The following is a 17,386-nucleotide window of genomic DNA, read 5'->3' as shown; positions in this document are numbered from 1 at the left end:
TCTCGATCTGTCTGCGTCAGAGCGCTTCGGCGCCGGAGATGATCTCGATGAGTTCTTTCGTGATCATGGCCTGGCGCGTGCGGTTATAGGTAATGGTCTGCTTGCGGATCATGTCGCCGGCGTTGCGCGTCGCGTTGTCCATCGCCGACATCTGCGCGCCGTAGAACGAAGCGTTGTTCTCGAGCAGCGCGCGGAAAATCTGGATCGCCACGTAGCGCGGCAACAGGTCGCCGAGGATTTCCTCTTCCTCGGGTTCGTATTCGTAAGGCGCGAGCGCCGCCGCAGGCTTCGACGCATCGAGCTTCGGCGGAATGACCTGCTGCGCGGTCGGCACCTGGGAGATCACCGACTTGAACTGGGCGTAAAACAAGGTCGCGACGTCGAACTCGCCGGCCTCGAACATCGCCAAAACCTTATCTGCGATCTGCGAGGCGTTGACGTAACCGAGCGTGCGCACGCCGCGCAGCTCGACGCGATCGACGATGAGCTTCTCGAAGTTGCGGCGGAGCTGCTCGTAGCCCTTCTTGCCGACGGTCAGGATCTTGACCGTCTTGCCTTCGGCTTGCAGGCGATTGATGTGCTCGCGGGCCAGACGCACGATCGAGGAGTTGAAGGCGCCGGCAAGACCGCGCTCGCCCGTCGCCACGATGAGCAGATGCACCCGGTCCTCGCCGGTGCCGGTCAGCAGCTTCGGCGTTGCGTCGCTGCGGACGATGCCCGCGGCGATGTTGCCGAGCACGCGATCCATGCGATCCGCGAACGGACGCGCGGCCTCGGCCGCCGTTTGCGCGCGGCGCAGCTTGGAGGCGGCCACCATCTGCATGGCCTTGGTGATCTTCTGCGTCGCCTTGGTCGCGGCGATGCGGACGCGCATATCTTTGAGAGAGGCCATGTCTTCTCAGTCGCCCTAAATCAACATCATCCTTTATCGTGGCCGGGCATTGCCCGTCGAAGACGGGCGTAAACGCCCTTATGTCCCGGCCATCTTACTCAGGCAGACACCCTGCCCTCCTTATCGGGATCACCGGGGCAAACCCGGTGCCGACAAGTCTCAGGCAAAGGTCTTCGCGTAAGCGTCGACGACTTCCTTGAGCTTCTTCTCGTTGTCCGACGACAAGTCGCCGGACTTACGGATGCCCTCGAGGATTTCGTTGTTCTTGGTGCGCAGCAGGGTCAGCAGACCGTGCTCGAAGTCGCGCACCTTCGCGACCGGCAGCGGATCGAGATAGCCGTTGGTGCCGGCCCAGATCACGCACACCTGCTCTTCCATCTTCAGCGGCGAGAACTGCGGCTGCTTCAGGAGCTCGGTCAGACGCGCGCCGCGGTTCAGCAGGCGCTGCGTGGTGGCGTCGAGGTCGGAGCCGAACTGCGCGAAGGCCGCCATTTCGCGGTACTGCGCGAGCTCGCCCTTGATCTTGCCGGCGACCTTCTTCATCGCCTTGGTCTGCGCCGACGAACCGACGCGCGACACCGACAGACCGACGTTCACCGCCGGGCGGATGCCCTGATAGAACAGGTCGGTTTCGAGGAAGATCTGACCGTCGGTGATCGAAATCACGTTGGTCGGGATGTAGGCCGACACGTCGTTGGCTTGGGTCTCGATGACCGGCAGCGCGGTCAGCGAACCGGCGCCCTTCTCGTCGTTCATCTTTGCCGCGCGCTCGAGCAGGCGGCTATGGAGATAGAACACGTCGCCCGGATAGGCTTCGCGGCCCGGCGGGCGGCGCAGCAGCAGCGACATCTGACGATAGGCGACGGCCTGCTTGGACAGATCGTCATAGATGATGACGGCGTGCATGCCGTTGTCGCGGAAGAACTCGCCCATGGCGCAGCCCGAGAACGGCGCCAAGAACTGCATCGGCGCCGGGTCGGACGCGGTGGCGGCGATGACGATCGAATATTCCAGCGCGCCCTGCTCTTCGAGCACCTTCACGAACTGGGCGACGGTCGAACGCTTCTGACCGACGGCGACGTACACGCAGTAGAGCTTGGTGCTCTCCGGCTGGCCGGCGGCATTCAGCGGCTTCTGGTTCAGGATGGTGTCGAGCGCGATCGCGGTCTTGCCGGTCTGACGGTCGCCGATGATCAGCTCGCGCTGGCCGCGGCCGATCGGGATCAGGGCGTCGATGGCCTTGAGGCCGGTCGCCATCGGCTCATGGACCGACTTGCGCGGGATGATGCCGGGCGCCTTGACGTCCACCTGCTTGCGGAGGTCCGCCTGGATCGGGCCCTTGCCGTCGATCGGATTGCCGAGCGCGTCGACGACGCGGCCGAGCAGGCCCTTGCCGACCGGCACGTCCACGATGGCGCCGGTGCGCTTGCAGGTCTGGCCTTCCTTGATCTCACGGTCGGAGCCGAAAATAACGATACCGACGTTGTCGTTTTCGAGGTTCAGCGCCATGCCGCGCGTGCCGTTCTCGAACTCGACCATTTCGCCCGCCTGGACGTTGTCGAGGCCGTAAACGCGGGCGATACCGTCACCGACGGACAGCACCTGGCCGACTTCCGAGACCTCGGCTTCCTGGCCGAAGTTCTTGATCTGGTCTTTCAGGATGGCGGAAATTTCTGCGGCGCGGATGTCCATCAGCGTGCCTCTTTCATCGCGAACTTGATCGCATTGAGCTTGGTGCGGAGCGAACTATCGATCATGCGGGAGCCGACCTTCACGACCAGCCCGCCGATGATGGCGGGGTCGATCTTGACGTCGAGATCGATGTCCTTCCCCCCGGTGACGTTCTTGAGCACGCCCTTGAGCGCCTCGAGATTCTGGTCGCTGAGCTTCTCAGCGACGGTAACTTGTGCGGCGACCTCGCCTTTGTGGCGGGCGACCAGCGCACGGTAGGCGCGGACCATATCGCGCACCGCGAACAGGCGGCGGTTGGTGGTGATCACACGCAGGAAATTGGCGGCCAGGCCGCCGATGCCGGCCTTGTCCAGGATCGCCGACAGCGCCTTGAGCTGCTCGTCGACGCCGAACACCGGCGACCGCACCAGACGGTTGAGGTCCGGGCTCTCGGCGATCAAAGCATCAAACCGATCGAGGTCGGCTTTCACCGCGTCGGTCGACTTGGCGTCGCGCGCGAGCTCGAACAGTGCGCTGGCGTATCGGCCAGCCATGCCGGAGATAAGGGGGTCTTCGCCTGCCACTTTGACGCTCGTTTTTCGTTACTTGGTTCACAGGCCGGACGCCGTCGCAGAACGGCGGCGCAACCCATTGGAATTCAAGCAGGAATTCCGACCTGCAAGGACGTCGCGGGAGCCCGCGGAAAACCTTGCAAAATCGAGCGGGTTGCTAACACAGCGGCGGGGGCGGTGCAACAACGGTGGCCGATTCCGTAGGCGGTCCGGCGCGGCTTTCAGCACCGGCCAGGTGTAGGGCCTCAAATCTGCATCGCTGGATTGCCTCGCTCCCCGCAAAAACGCAGGCTAACTTGCCGTACTGGCCGCCGGGACCTCTGACACAATGCCGCACGCCGACATGAAGGCCGCCGGGACCGGCACGGCCAAGCTTCTCATTTTACCCCTGGCCTTCGCCTGGGGATTCATGTGGATCGCAACCGCGATCGGACTGCGCGAAATTCCCCTGTGGACGCTGCGCTTTGTCGGCACCGGTCTCGGCGCCCTAACGCTCTTCGCCTTTGCCGCGCTAAGCGGCGTCGATCTGCGCGTGCCGCGCGGCGAGCGCCTGCACGTCGCCATCACCGGGTTCTTCAATGTGGCGTTGTTCAACCTGATGGCGGCGTTTGCACAGATGACGGGCGCCACGAGCCGGGTGGTCATCGTCACCTACTCGATGCCGATCTGGGCGGCGCTGTTCAGCCGCTTCATGCTCGGCGAACGCCTGGATACCGCGCGGCATGTCGCGCTCGGCCTCTGCTGCGCCGGCCTGCTGACCCTGATGTGGCCGCAGATCGCGGACGGGCTGTCGCCCTCGGTTTTCCTGGCACTGGGCTGCGCGCTGAGCTGGGCCTTTGCCAGCGTCTATCTGAAATGGGCGAAGGTTAAGGTCGCACCGCTGGCCAACGCGGCATGGCAGCTCGCGGCCGGAACGGCCGTCATCACGGTCGGCATGCTGATCTTCGATCACTATCCGCGCATCTGGCCGCTCCATCTCTCTTCGTTGCTGGCGATCGTCTACATCGGCCTCATCGGGGTCGGGCTCGCGCATTTTCTGTGGTGGTCGATCATCGGCAAGGTGTCGCCGGTGACCGCTTCGATCGGCGCCCTGCTGGTGCCCGTGATCGGCGTCGTCGCGGCGACGCTCTTCCTTGGCGAGCGGCCGACGGCATCCGATGTCGTCGGTTTCATCCTGATCTTCGCAGCCGCCGCCTGCGTGCTGTTGCAGCCGGCTGGTAAGAGCGAGATGGCCGAGCAGCCTTGACGGCGATTGCCGCCGCTTGCCCGCATTTGCCGGGCAGTCATCCCATAGTCGAACCGGCAAATCCGAACATCTGGTCTGCGCCGCACCGTCCTCATGGACGGGCCGGCAAACACCTATCTGTACGGCGCGCAGGCCTGCGCACCGACATCCGTTCGAAGGTTTTCTTTAAAATGAATCCGAAGCTATCCGCTGCCCTCGCTGCGGCGATCTGGGGCACGACCTACATCGTTACCAGCACGATACTGCCGCACAACCCTGTCTTCGTCGCCGCCGTGCGGGCCCTCGGTGGCGGATTGCCGCTGCTGTTCATCGACCTGCGGCTGCCGCCACGCGACTGGCTGCTCAAGGTGACCCTGCTCGGCACGCTCAACTGCGGGATCTTCTTTGCCTTCTTTTTCATCGCGGCAGAGCGCCTGCCCGGCGGCGTCGCCGGCACGCTGCAATCGCTGGGCCCAATCTTCACCGTGCTGATCGCCTGGCCGCTGCTCGGCCAAAGCCCGTCCCCTATCCGTCTCGCCGGCGTTGTCGCCGGTGCCATCGGTGTCATGTTGCTGTTGACCCACGGCACGGTCGCACTCGACCTCATCGGCACCGTCGCCGGCATTGGCGCGGCCGTATCGCTCGCGCTTGGCGGGGTGCTGCTCAACCGCTGGGGCCGGCCCGCGCCGTTGCTCGCCTTCACGGCTTGGCAATTGGTCGTCGGCGGCATCGAACTGGCGGTACTCGCGATTCTGATCGGTGACATTCCGACGACAGTGACGGCGCAGAACATCGCCGGCTTCGCTTATGTCGCATTGATCGGAACCAGCACGACCTACGCGCTTTGGTTCTATGCGATCGACAAGGCGGGCGCGCCGTCGGTGGCGCCGTTCTTCCTTCTCATCCCGGTCGTCGCCTTCGCGCTCGACGCTTCGATCAAAGGCTTCGTGCCGACCTTCGTACAGGGCATCGGCGCCCTTATTGTCCTCGGCAGTCTTCTAATCGGCCAGCAGGCCGGCAAACCGAGGGCGACACCGGCCGAATAGCGGATACAGCACTGGAGTAGCGCCATGACGGCTATCGAAACCACGACGATCCCCGGCATTGATCTCGCACCTTCGCGCGTTGCACTCGGCACGTGGGCCATCGGCGGTTGGATGTGGGGCGGCAGCGATGACGCCCAATCGATCCGCACCATTCAGGCCGCCGTCGATCGCGGCATCACGCTGATCGATACCGCGCCCGTCTATGGCTTCGGTCATTCGGAAGAGATCGTCGGCAAGGCGCTGGCCGAGGGTGGCCGCCGCAACAAAGTGGTCATCGCCACCAAGGTCGCGCTCGATTGGCGGGATGGCAAGGTGTTCCGCAACGCCAGCCGCGGCCGCATCCTGACGGAGATCGACGACTCGCTGCGCCGGCTGAAGACCGACGTGATCGATCTCTATCAAGTGCACTGGCCCGATCCCAATGTGCCGATCGAAGAAACCGCCGGCACGCTGAAGGACCTGGTGAAGGCCGGCAAGATCCGCGCCGTAGGCGTCAGTAACTTCTCGCCTGAGCAGATGGATAAATTTCGCGCGGTGACGCCGCTCGCCACCGATCAGCCGCCCTACAATCTGTTCGAACGCGAGATCGAGCGCGATATTTTGCCTTATGCACAGCGCAACAACATTCTGACGCTTGCTTACGGCGCGCTGTGCCGCGGCCTGCTCGCCGGCAAGATGACGAAGGATGCCAAGTTCAGCGGCGACGACCTGCGCAAGAGCGATCCGAAATTTCAGGAGCCGCGCTTTGCGCAGTATCTGAACGCCGTCAGCGCGCTCGATCAGTTCGCTCAAGAGCGCTACGGCAAACGCGTCGTGCACCTGGCCGTGCGCTGGATCCTCGACAAGCAGGGCGACGGCTTTGCGCTGTGGGGCGCGCGCCGGCCGGATCAACTCGATCCCGTCGACGGCGTTTATGGCTGGAAGCTCGATGCCGCGGCGATGAAGGAAATCGACGCCATTCTTGCAACGCACATCAAGCAGCCGGTCGGCCCTGAATTCATGGCGCCGCCGGAACACGCGGCGGCTTAAACTCGATCCTCAGGTGAGGAGCGTCGCGCAAGCGACGCTCCTCGAACCATGAGGATCGGCTCATCCTCGAGACTTCCGGCTTTGCCGGCCCCCTCAGGATGAGGCTCATGCCCTCAAAAGAAACTCTGCGGGTCGACGTCCACTTCGAGCTGCAGGCTGCCCTTCGTCTTCGGCGCCTGGCTGAGCCAGTCCCGCAGATAGCCGGACAGATCGTAAGCGCGCGGCGCCTTCACCAAGATACGAAAGCGGTGCCGGCCGCGCATGACGGCGATCGGCGCTTCCGCCGGCCCCAGCACGCGCACCTGTTCGTCCTTCGGCGCCAGGCCGACCAATGCCCGTCCGTAGCTTTCCGCCGCATGCTTGTCGGCGGCGCTGACGACCAGGCCCGCCAACCGCCCGAACGGCGGATAGGATGTCGCCTCGCGCAGCGCGATTTCGTTCTCGTAGAAAGCCTCGCGGTCGCCGCGGATGAGCGCCTGCATCACCGGATGCTCCGGCTGATGCGTCTGCAAGAAGCCGACGCCGCGCCCCTCTTCTCGGCCGGCGCGGCCGACCACCTGATGCAGCATCTGGAACGTGCGTTCGGCGGCCCGCGGGTCGCCATTCCCTAAACCGAGATCGGCATCGACGATGCCGACGAGATTGAGCTTGGGAAAGTGGTGTCCCTTGGCGACGAGCTGCGTGCCGATGACGAGATCGAACCGCCCCTCCGCCACGTCGTCGAGCTCGCTGCGTAAGCGCTCGACCGATTCAACAAGATCGCTCGACAGCACCAGAATGCGCGCCTGCGGAAACAGATCGGCCGCCTCCTGATGCAGCCGCTCGACGCCGGGACCGACCGCTGCGAAGCTTTCAGTCGCATGGCACTGCGGACATTCAGCGGGCGGCGGCATGTTGAAACCGCAGTGATGGCAAACGAGCCGGCGCTTGAAGCGGTGATCGACCAGCCAGGCATCGCAGTTCGGACATTGCAGGCGAAAGCCGCAGGTGCGGCACAGCGTCAGCGGCGCGAAGCCGCGCCGGTTGAGGAACAGCAGCGCCTGTTCCTTGCGCTCCAAAGTATTCTGTACAGCCTCCGCCAGACGCGGCGAGATGAAGCGACCGCGCGGCGGGCCCTCGCGGCGCAGGTCGATCGGCTCGATATGCGGCAGATGCGCGCCGCCGAAACGCTCCGGCAGATGCAGCCGGCGATAGCGGCCTTTGCGCGCATTGACTTCCGATTCCACCGACGGCGTCGCCGACGCCAGGATCACCGGAAACTTGGCGATGGAGCCGCGTACCACCGCCATGTCGCGCGCGTGATAGTGGGCACCGTCTTCCTGCTTGTAGGCGGGATCGTGCTCTTCATCGACGATGACCAGGCCGAGATCGGCATACGGCAGGAACAAGGCCGAGCGCGCGCCGACGATCACCGGCACTTCGTTGGCGGCAACAGCCGCCCAGGTGCGCGCGCGCTTGCGGGCATTGAGTTGCGAATGCCATTCCGCCGGCCGCACGCCGAAGCGATCGGCAAAGCGATCGAGAAAGCCGGCGGTCAACGCGATCTCGGGCATCAATATCAACGTTTGACGCTTAAGGCGGATGTTCTCGGCGACAGCCTCGAAATAAACTTCCGTCTTGCCGGAGCCGGTGACGCCGTCGAGCAGCGTTACCGTATAGCCGCCTTGATCGACCGTGGTGCGCAACGCATCCGCTGCTGCCAACTGTCCCAGTGAGAATTCCGGTTTGCGGAATTCCGGATCGGGCACACGCATCAATGGTTCCGGCGGCAGCACCACCGTTTCCAGCGTGCCTTCGTCGATCAAGCCATCGACAACGCCGGCGCTGACACCGGCTTCAACCGCCGTTTCGCTTTTCGAGCGGATGAGGCCATCGGCAAGCAACTCAAGCACGCGTGCCCGCGCGGGCGTCATGCGCTTCGGCTTGGGGCCGGAAAGCCGCACGCCGACACGCTCACGGCCGGGATTGCCGTCGCCCATGCGCAGGGCCATGCGCAGCACCATGCCGCGCGACGACAACGTGTAATTCGACACCCAGTCGATGAAGCTGCGCAGCTCGGCCTTGAGCGGCTCGACGTCGAGCTTGGCCTCGACGTCCTTGAGACGGTTGTGCAGGCGCGGATTCGGATTGGGATTTTCGGCCCAGACCACGCCGATGCTTTCGCGCGCCCCGAGCGGCACGGCGACGACGTCGCCCGGCGACAGCTCCATCCCCGCCGGCACCCGGTAGGAATAGGCCTGGTCGAGCGCGACCGGCACCAGGATATCGACGACGCGCATACTCATGAGGGTGGTCTAGGCCGATTCCGCGCGGTTAAGGAAGGGTGAAGGATGGGCTCCTACTGTCATCCCGGCCAAGCGCCCAGAGGGCGCGCGAGCCGGGATCCAGTACGCTGCGCCGTCTGCGATGGGCTGCGGCGTACTGGGTCCCCGCTTTCGCGGGGACGACCGAGATTGTCATGGACCTACAGCTAAGCATCGCCGCCGATGTCGCCAGCGAGATCACGCGCTGGCTCGATTACCTCGGCGCGGAACGGCGGATGTCGCCGAAGACGCTGGAAGCCTACCGGCGCGATGTCGGCCAGTTCCTCGCCTTCATGGCGGAACACCTTGGCGGCCGGCCCAATTTGACGCAACTGGCCAAGCTCACGCCCGCCGATGTCCGCGCCTTCATGGCGGCGCGGCGCGGTGACGGCGCCGGCAACCGCACGCTGATGCGCTCGCTTGCCGGCGTACGATCCTTCGCCCGTTTCCTCGAGCGCAACGGCAAGGGCAAGGTCGGCGCGCTCGCCGCCGTGCGCACGCCGAAGCTGCCGAAAACCTTGCCGAAGCCGCTCGCCGCCTCGTCCGCCAAGCAGATGACCGACATCGATGTGCGCGCGGGTGAAGAACGCGAGACATGGGTGCTGGCGCGCGACGCAGCCGTGCTCGCTTTGCTTTACGGTTCGGGGCTTCGTATCTCCGAAGCGCTCGGTCTCAAGCGCAAGGATGCGGACGGCCGCGACGCGCTCACCGTGCTGGGCAAAGGCAACAAGACCCGCATGGTGCCGGTGCTGCCGCAGGTCACCAAAGCGATCGCCGACTACGTCGCGCTGTGCCCCTACGATTTGCCGCCGGACGGCCCACTGTTCTTGGGCGCCCGCGGCGGACCGCTGTCGCCGCGCATCGTACAACTGGCGATGGCGCGTCTGCGCGGCGCACTCGGACTGCCCGATAGCGCAACGCCGCATGCGCTGCGGCACTCCTTCGCCACCCACCTTCTGGCGCGCGGCGGCGATTTGCGCGCCATCCAGGAATTGCTTGGCCACGCGTCGCTGTCGACGACGCAGATCTATACCGCGGTCGACGCCGAACATTTACTCGACGTTTATGCGAGCGCTCATCCTCGCGCCTAAAAACACCGCCATATAAGGCCTAAACGGGCCTCGTCCCCCTTGTATGTGACCGCGCTTTGCTATCATCGTGCGGCAATTCAGGGGGTGCATGATCTTATCCGAGACCGGTTAGGGATCATGCACGCAAGGGGGCGACAATGGCTGGACCGCACGAAAATCTCGAACACGCCGAACATGCCGAGCACGCCTCGCATGGCGGCAACAAGAAGATCGCGCTGCTGATTTCGGTGATGGCGCTGTTCCTCGCCTTCTCCGAAACTTTGGGCAAGAGCGAGCAGACCGCCGGCATCGCCGAGAACATCAAGGCGTCCGACACCTGGAATTTCTTCCAGGCCAAGACCATCCGTCAGACGGCGCTGCGCACGGCGGCGGAAGGGATGGCGACACAGCTTGCGACCATCAACAACGACGAGGCCAAGGCGGCGATGACCAAGCAGATCGAGGCTTGGCGCGCCACCGTCGCGCGCTACGAATCCGATCCGAAGGAGAAGGACGGCCGCAAGGAATTGCGGGAGCTCGCCGAACATCACGAGCACATTCGCGACCTGCATCTGGCGCGCTATCACCTCTACGAGTTCGCTTCGGCGGCGTTCCAGATCGGCATCGTGCTCGCGTCGGCGGAAGTGATCACCAGCATGGTCGTGCTCGGCTGGCTATCGGGCCTCGTCGGCATCTTCGGCCTCGGCTTCATGGGCCTCGGTCTTTGGGCACCCCATGCCCTGAGCTTCCTCGGCGGCCATTAGGCGCACGGGCGTGTCAGATAATGTCTAAGCCGCGCTGTCGCGATAGGCGCGGCGGCGCAGGCGCAGGAAGCGGCGGAAGAAGCGGCCGGCGCGCTGCGGCCCGAACAGCGACGCCAGCTTGTGCATGCGCTGGCGGATCGGCTCAGTCTGCGCATGCGCCCAGTCGCGCGCCCACATGGACCAATCGTAGAGGCGCGCGAACCACGGCATTTGCAAAAGCTTTTCGCGCGTCGCGTCGAACACGAAGGCCGTGACGCCGAGGCCGAGCAACTTGGCCAACACCAGCACGAAACCGGCCGCGATCCATTGCCGGCTGGCGAGCAGATAGACCTCTAGGAATTTCAGCGGCAACAGCACGATGAACGGCACGACGAACACAGCCAGCGCCGCATAAGGCGGCAGGCGCTCGATCGTCCGCCGCAACGCGGCCTTCAGCCGCGCCCAGGGCAGCAGGTCGACGAACCAGGCGACCAGCGGCTTGAGATGGTCCCACAGCCACGCTTCCAGCAGGAAGAACAGCGCGAGGAGCGTCCAGAAGGGGCGGAGCCAGCGGCGATGCATGCCCCGGAATATAGGGCCATCCGGCGCGGAAGTAAGGCGGGGGCTGTCTTCCTTGCCCTCCCCCTACTCGCGCTTTAGCGAGAGCAGTCGGGGTGGGGTCGGGCCCAATCGCGCCTACCCCATCCCGCTCACTTCGTTCGCGACCCTCCCCACACGGGGGAGGGTAAGCAACTCACATATGGATCGCGCGCTTGGCGACCGCGAGCGCGGCTTCCTTCACCGCCTCGGGCAGCGTCGGATGCGCATGGCAGGTGCGAGCGATATCTTCCGCCGACGCGCCGAACTCCATGGCGACGCAGGCCTCGGCGATCATGTTGCCGGCGTCCGAGCCGATGATGTGCACGCCGAGGACGCGGTCGGTCTTGGCGTCGGCGAGGATCTTCACGAAGCCATCGGTCTGCTGGTTAGCCTTGGCGCGGCCGTTCGCCGTGAACGGAAATTTCCCGACGTTGTACGCAACGCCGGCCGCCTTGAGATCTTCCTCGGACTTACCGACCGCGGCGATCTCCGGCATCGTGTAAACCACGCCCGGAATGACGTCGTAGTTCACATGACCGGCCTGGCCGGCGAGAATCTCGGCGACCGCAACGCCTTCGTCTTCGGCCTTGTGCGCCAGCATCGGTCCGACGATCACGTCGCCGATGGCGTAAATGCCCGGCACGTTGGTCGCATAGTGATGGTCGACCGTGACGCGGCCGCGCTCATCGAGCGTAACGCCGGCTTCCTTGAGACCCAGGTTTTCGGTGTACGGCACGCGCCCAGTCGAGACGAGCACGATGTCGGCTTCGATCGTCTCCGCCGCGCCACCCTTGGCCGGCTCGATCGTCGCCTTCAGTTTCTTGCCCGACGTATCGACGCCAGTGACCTTGGACGACAGCTTGAAGGTCATGCCCTGCTTCTCGAACAGGCGCTGTGCTTGCTTACGCACCTCGCCGTCCATGCCGGGCAGCACGCCGTCGAGGAATTCCACCACGGTGACCTTGGCACCGATGCGGCGCCACACCGAGCCGAGCTCGAGGCCGATGACGCCGGCGCCGATGACGAGGAGATGCTCCGGCACCTTGTCCAGCGACAGCGCACCGGTCGACGATACGATGCGCTTCTCGTCGATCTCGATGCCGCGAAGCTTCGCCACATCCGAGCCGGTGGCGATGACGATGTTCTTCGTCTCCAGTGTCTGCGTCTTGCCGTCGTTGCCCTTCACCTCGACCTTGCCGGGCGCGGTGATGCGGCCGGTGCCGATAAAGGCATCGATCTTGTTCTTCTTGAACAGGAAGTCGACGCCCTTCACGTTGCCGTCGATGGCATCCTGCTTGAACTTGAGCATGGTCGGCAGATCGAGCTTCGGCGCGGGAACGCCGATGCCCATCTTCGCGAAGGAGTGCCCGGCTTCCTCGAACAGCTCGGACGCATGCAGCAGCGCCTTCGACGGGATGCAGCCGATGTTGAGGCAGGTACCGCCGAAGGAGGTCTTTTCAACCACCGCGGTCTTCAGCCCGAGCTGCGCCGCGCGGATGGCGCAGACATAGCCGCCAGGGCCGGTACCGATGACGATAAGATCGTAGCTCATAACAAACGTCCTGCTCAGAAATCAGCGCTCGCGCGCCTGTCGGTATGGTTTCGCTTCAGGCGCGCGCCTGCTTTTCGGCGCAACGCTGCAGCGAATCGAGAATCGCCGAGAGGGCGTGCGGATCGGTCGGCGTCCGCTCGCCCCATGGCCAGAAGTAAACCACCGTGGCCAACACATCGCGAAGCTCGTTCGACACGATGGCGTCGAGCTTACGGACCTTGTCGTCGATTTCGCCGCCGAACATCGGCATGCGATGCATGACGATGTCGGTCAGCGGATGGTCACCTGGTTTACCGTTCGGCATCTCGCCCTCACAGATCGAGGACAAGCCGCGTCGGGTCTTCCAGGCATTCCTTGACGCGCACGAGGAACGTGACGGCCTCGCGACCGTCGACGATGCGGTGATCGTAGGAGAGCGCCAGATACATCATCGGGCGGATCTCGATCTTGCCGCCGACGACCACCGGACGCTCCTGGATCTTATGCATGCCGAGGATGCCCGACTGCGGCGCGTTCAGGATCGGCGTCGACATCAGCGAGCCGTAGATGCCGCCGTTGGTGATGGTGAAGGTGCCACCCTGCATCTCGTCGATCTTGAGCTGACCGTCGCGCGCGCGCTTGCCGAAATCGTTGATCTTCTTTTCGACGCCGGCGAGCGAAAGCTGGTCGGCGTCACGCACGACCGGCACGACCAGGCCCTTCTCGGTGCCGACCGCGATGCCGATGTGATAGTAGTTCTTGTAGACGAGATCGGTGCCGTCGATCTCGGCGTTGACCGCCGGGATGTCGTGCAGCGCCTGGATACAGGCCTTCACGAAGAAGCCCATGAAGCCGAGCTTCACGCCGTTCTTCTTCTCGAACAGATCCTTGTACTGCGCGCGCAGGCCCATCACCGCGCTCATGTCGACCTCGTTGAAGGTCGTGAGCATCGCGGCGGTGTTCTGCGCGTCCTTCAGGCGGCGCGCGATGGTCTGGCGCAGCTTGGTCATGCGCACGCGCTCTTCGCGCGCGGCATCGTCGGCCGGCGACGGCGCACGCATCTGCACGGGCGCCTGAACCGGCGTCGGTTGAGAGGCAGCGCGCTCGATGGCGTTGAGCATGTCGCCCTTGAGCACCTGGCCACGCACACCCGAGCCCTCGACCTTCGACGGATCGATGCCCGATTCAGCGGCAAGCTTCTTCACCGACGGCGGAGCGGGCATCGTCGTGCCGGCCGCTGCGGCTGGCGCGGCGGCCGCCGGGGCGGGCTTCGGTGCTTCGGCCGGCTTGGCGGCGGCAGCCGGTGCAGCGGCAGGCTTAGCGGCTGCGCCGCCTTCCTTGATCGAGCCGAGCAAGGCGCCGACCGCAACGGTGGCGCCGCCCTGTGCCGCGATATCGGACAGCACGCCGGCGGCCGGCGCCGGCACTTCCAATGTCACCTTATCGGTCTCGAGTTCGACCAAGGGCTCATCGACGGCAACGGCGTCGCCGGGTTGCTTGAACCATTTGCCGACGGTCGCTTCGGTGACCGATTCGCCAAGGGTGGGTACGCGGATGTCAGCCATGAGTGTTCTCTTGCCTAAAATGTTTTCGTCATGGCCGGGCTTGTCCCGGCCATCCACGTCTTCGACTTTTGAAACTCCGCCCAGACGTGGATGCCCGGCACAAGGCCGGGCATGACGGAGTGCAATTGATCAGCCCAGCGCCTCGTCGAGGAACTGCTTGAGCTGCGCGAGGTGCTTCGACATCTGCCCGACCGCGGTCGACGCCGAGGCCGGACGGCCCGCATAGCGGACGGCGCGGTGCTTGGCGCTGATCTGGTTCAGAACCCACTGCAGGAACACGTCGACGAAGAACCACGCACCCATGTTGCGCGGCTCTTCCTGACACCAGACGATCTCGGCCTGCTTGAAGCGCGACAGCTCCGCCATCAACGCCTTGGTCGGGAACGGATAGAGCTGCTCGATGCGCAGCAGATAGATGTCGTTGATGCCGCGCTTCTCGCGCTCGTCGTAAAGGTCGTAATAGACCTTGCCCGAGCACAGAACGACGCGGCGGATCTTGTCGTCCGAGACGAGCTTGATCTTCTCATCGGCGCGCTGCTGGGCATCGTCCCACAACAGGCGATGGAACGTGGTGCCCGTCGTCAGTTCGTCGAGGCGCGACACGGCGCGCTTGTGGCGCAGCAGCGACTTCGGCGTCATCAGGATCAGCGGCTTACGGATCTCGCGCCTCAGCTGCCGGCGCAGGATATGGAAGTAGTTCGCCGGCGTCGTGCAGTTGGCGACCTGCATGTTGTCCTCGGCGCACATCTGCAGATAGCGCTCGAGACGCGCGGAGGAGTGCTCCGGACCCTGGCCTTCATAGCCGTGCGGCAAGAGGCAGACGAGACCGGACATACGCAGCCACTTGCGTTCGGCGGACGAGATGAACTGGTCGAACACGACCTGCGCGCCGTTGGCGAAGTCGCCGAACTGCGCTTCCCACATGGTCAGCGTGTTCGGTTCGGCGGTCGAATAGCCGTATTCGAAGCCAAGCACCGCCTCTTCGGACAGGCTCGAATTGATCACTTCGTAGCGCGACTGCTTCTCGTCGAGATGGTTGAAGGGCACATAGCGATCTTCGGTCTCTTGATCGAACAGCACCGAATGGCGCTGCGAGAACGTGCCACGTTCCGAATCCTGGCCCGACAGGCGAACCGGATTGCCCTCCTTCAGCAACGTGCAGAACGCAAGCGCTTCGCCCGTCGCCCAGTCAATTCCCTCGCCGGTCTCGATCGCCTTGGCGCGGTTGTCGAGGAAGCGCTGCACCGTGCGGTGCACCTGGAAGCCGTCCGGCACCTTGGTGATCTTGGCGCCGATATCCTTGAGCACCTTTTCGTCGACGCCGGTGTTGCCGCGGCGCGGATCGTCGGCGTCCACAGCCGGCTTCATGCCGGCCCAGCGGCCGTCGAGCCAGTCGGCCTTGTTCGGCTTGTAGCCCTGGCCGGCTTCGTACTCGGCATCGAGGCGCGAGCGCCAATCCGCCTTCATCTTGTCGACTTCGCCCTCGGTCACGACGCCTTCGGCGATCAGCTTCTTGGCGTAGATTTCGAGCGTCGACGCATGCCCGCGGATCTTCTTGTACATCAGCGGCTGGGTGAACGAAGGCTCGTCGCCCTCGTTGTGACCGAAGCGCCGGTAGCACCACATGTCGATGACGACCGGCTGCTGGAATTGCATCCGATACTCGATCGCCACCTTGGCCGCGAACACCACCGCTTCCGGATCGTCGCCGTTCACGTGCAGGATTAGCGCCTCGATCATCTTCGCGACGTCGGACGGATACGGCGACGAACGCGAGTAGCGCGGATAGGTGGTGAAGCCGATCTGGTTGTTGACGATGAAGTGGATCGAGCCGCCGGTGCGATAACCCTTCAGACCCGACAGGCCGAAGCACTCGGCCACCACGCCCTGGCCGGCGAAAGCCGCGTCGCCGTGCATCAGCAGCGGCAGCACCGACGTGCGGTCGTCCGGCGGGCAGTTATGCTGATCCTGCTTGGCGCGCACTTTGCCGAGCGTCACCGGATCGACGATTTCCAGATGCGAGGGATTCGGCGTCAGCGACAGGTGGACCTTGTTGCTGTCGAACTCGCGGTCCGCGGACGCACCGAGATGGTACTTGACGTCGCCCGAACCTTCGACCTCGTCCGGCGTCGCCGAGCCGCCCTTGAATTCGTGGAACAGCACGCGGTGCGGCTTGCCCATCACCTGCGTGAGAACGTTCAGGCGGCCGCGATGCGGCATGCCGAGCACGATTTCCTTCACACCGAGATTGCCGCCGCGCTTGATGATCTGCTCGAGCGCCGGGATCAGCGCTTCGCCGCCATCAAGACCGAAGCGCTTGGTGCCGGTGTACTTGACGTCAAGAAACTTCTCGAAGCCTTCCGCTTCGACAAGCTTGTTCAGGATCGCGCGCTTGCCTTCACGCGTGAAGGTGATCTCCTTGTCGCGGCCTTCGATGCGCTCCTGAATCCAGGACTTCTGCGCGGCGTTCGAGATGTGCATGAACTCGACGCCGACAGTCTGGCAGTAGGTGCGCCGCAGAATGGCGACGATCTCGCGCATCGATGCGAATTCGAGGCCCAGCACCTTGTCGAGGAAGATCTTGCGGTCCATGTCGGTTTCGGTGAAGCCGTAGGACGCGGGCTCGAGCTCCTCTTCGTTCGGCTCCGCCTGGATGCCGAGCGGATCAAGCTTGGCATGGAAGTGACCGCGGATGCGGTAAGCGCGGATGAGCATCAGCGCGCGCAGCGAATCGCGCGTCGCTTGCATCACGTCGGCGCTGCCGAGCTCGACGCCCTTGGCTTGCGCCTTGGCGCTGATCTTCTCGCCGAGCTTCTTTTCAGTTTCGGCCCAGTTGGCATCGAGCGCCCACACCAGATCGCCCGATGGGCGCACCGGCCAGTTCGGCTGCTTCCAGGACGCGCCCTCGGCGCTTTTGACGACGTTGGCGCGGTCGTCCTTCAGGCTCTGGAAGAAATCCCGCCACTCGGCGTCGACCTTTGCGGGGTCGGCTTCGTACTTGGCGTAGAGGTCCTCGATATAGGCGGCATTACCGCCGTAAAGGAAGGAAGTGAGGGCAAAAGCAGCGTTGGCGTCCTGGCGGGACATTGTCGTTTCCTTGCGCGAACTCGGGAAAAGCGCGCGTTTTCCATCGGGCCGG

General features: G+C 64.4%; 14 protein-coding genes. 5 read left to right on the top strand and 9 right to left on the bottom strand.

Features of this window, described 5'->3' with window-relative positions; genetic code table 11:
* Positions 1-16: 16 nt before the first annotated feature.
* The 3 genes from DW352_RS20105 to DW352_RS20095 all read right to left on the bottom strand — a co-directional run bounded on the left by DW352_RS20105 (position 17) and on the right by DW352_RS20095 (position 3,147).
* Entirely contained in the window at positions 17-892 is an 876-nt protein-coding gene (locus DW352_RS20105) for a F0F1 ATP synthase subunit gamma (protein ID WP_115693003.1), read from the bottom strand.
* Between the two features lie 159 nt (positions 893-1,051).
* Positions 1,052-2,584, bottom strand: coding sequence for a F0F1 ATP synthase subunit alpha (gene atpA / locus DW352_RS20100; RefSeq protein ID WP_115693002.1), 1,533 nt, complete (start codon positions 2,582-2,584; stop codon positions 1,052-1,054).
* A complete protein-coding gene (locus tag DW352_RS20095) occupies positions 2,584-3,147 on the bottom strand; it encodes a F0F1 ATP synthase subunit delta (RefSeq protein ID WP_115693001.1) in 564 nt (187 codons plus the stop codon). The genes atpA and DW352_RS20095 overlap by 1 nt, the downstream gene beginning before the upstream one ends.
* A gap of 316 nt (positions 3,148-3,463) precedes the next feature.
* Between DW352_RS20095 and DW352_RS20090 the strand changes: the two genes are divergently transcribed.
* The 3 genes from DW352_RS20090 (at position 3,464) to DW352_RS20080 (ending at position 6,435) form a co-directional block, all read left to right on the top strand.
* Positions 3,464-4,381, top strand: coding sequence for a DMT family transporter (locus DW352_RS20090; RefSeq protein ID WP_115693000.1), 918 nt, complete (start codon positions 3,464-3,466; stop codon positions 4,379-4,381).
* Between the two features lie 170 nt (positions 4,382-4,551).
* Positions 4,552-5,406 (top strand): DMT family transporter, encoded by an 855-nt coding sequence (locus DW352_RS20085; RefSeq protein WP_115692999.1) that lies wholly within the window; start codon positions 4,552-4,554, stop codon positions 5,404-5,406.
* A 24-nt stretch (positions 5,407-5,430) separates the two neighbouring features.
* Positions 5,431-6,435 (top strand): aldo/keto reductase, encoded by a 1,005-nt coding sequence (locus DW352_RS20080; protein ID WP_115692998.1) that lies wholly within the window; start codon positions 5,431-5,433, stop codon positions 6,433-6,435.
* 113 nt (positions 6,436-6,548) lie between these two features.
* Here DW352_RS20080 and DW352_RS20075 read toward each other — a convergent pair whose 3' ends face one another.
* Positions 6,549-8,720, bottom strand: a complete 2,172-nt coding sequence (locus tag DW352_RS20075) for a primosomal protein N' (protein ID WP_115692997.1) — start codon at positions 8,718-8,720, stop codon at positions 6,549-6,551.
* A gap of 173 nt (positions 8,721-8,893) precedes the next feature.
* Here DW352_RS20075 and DW352_RS20070 point away from each other — a divergent pair, with 173 nt between their 5' ends.
* Together DW352_RS20070 and DW352_RS20065 are read left to right on the top strand one after the other, a co-directional pair.
* Positions 8,894-9,829, top strand: a complete 936-nt coding sequence (locus tag DW352_RS20070; protein ID WP_115692996.1) for a tyrosine recombinase XerC — start codon at positions 8,894-8,896, stop codon at positions 9,827-9,829.
* Positions 9,830-9,966: 137 nt separating this feature from the next.
* A complete protein-coding gene (locus DW352_RS20065; protein ID WP_115692995.1) occupies positions 9,967-10,572 on the top strand; it encodes a DUF4337 domain-containing protein in 606 nt (201 codons plus the stop codon).
* Between the two features lie 24 nt (positions 10,573-10,596).
* On the opposite strand, the gene DW352_RS20060 is transcribed toward DW352_RS20065, so the two are convergent.
* From DW352_RS20060 to DW352_RS20040, 5 genes are all read right to left on the bottom strand, one after another.
* Complete coding sequence (locus tag DW352_RS20060; RefSeq protein WP_115692994.1) at positions 10,597-11,133, bottom strand: hypothetical protein; 537 nt, start codon at positions 11,131-11,133, stop codon at positions 10,597-10,599.
* Between the two features lie 172 nt (positions 11,134-11,305).
* Entirely contained in the window at positions 11,306-12,703 is a 1,398-nt protein-coding gene (gene lpdA, locus DW352_RS20055) for a dihydrolipoyl dehydrogenase (RefSeq protein WP_115692993.1), read from the bottom strand.
* 55 nt (positions 12,704-12,758) lie between these two features.
* On the bottom strand, positions 12,759-13,007 hold the full coding sequence (locus tag DW352_RS20050; protein ID WP_115692992.1) for a hypothetical protein: 249 nt from the start codon (positions 13,005-13,007) through the stop codon (positions 12,759-12,761).
* A 7-nt stretch (positions 13,008-13,014) separates the two neighbouring features.
* Complete coding sequence (gene odhB / locus DW352_RS20045) at positions 13,015-14,247, bottom strand: 2-oxoglutarate dehydrogenase complex dihydrolipoyllysine-residue succinyltransferase (protein WP_115692991.1); 1,233 nt, start codon at positions 14,245-14,247, stop codon at positions 13,015-13,017.
* A gap of 129 nt (positions 14,248-14,376) precedes the next feature.
* Complete coding sequence (locus DW352_RS20040; protein ID WP_115692990.1) at positions 14,377-17,334, bottom strand: 2-oxoglutarate dehydrogenase E1 component; 2,958 nt, start codon at positions 17,332-17,334, stop codon at positions 14,377-14,379.
* Positions 17,335-17,386 lie beyond the last annotated feature (52 nt).

Origin of the sequence: Pseudolabrys taiwanensis (assembly GCF_003367395.1) — a bacterium.
GTDB lineage: Bacteria > Pseudomonadota > Alphaproteobacteria > Rhizobiales > Xanthobacteraceae > Pseudolabrys > Pseudolabrys taiwanensis.
The sequence above is the reverse complement of the archived record's forward strand: the minus strand, read 5'-3'. Positions and strand labels throughout refer to the sequence as shown.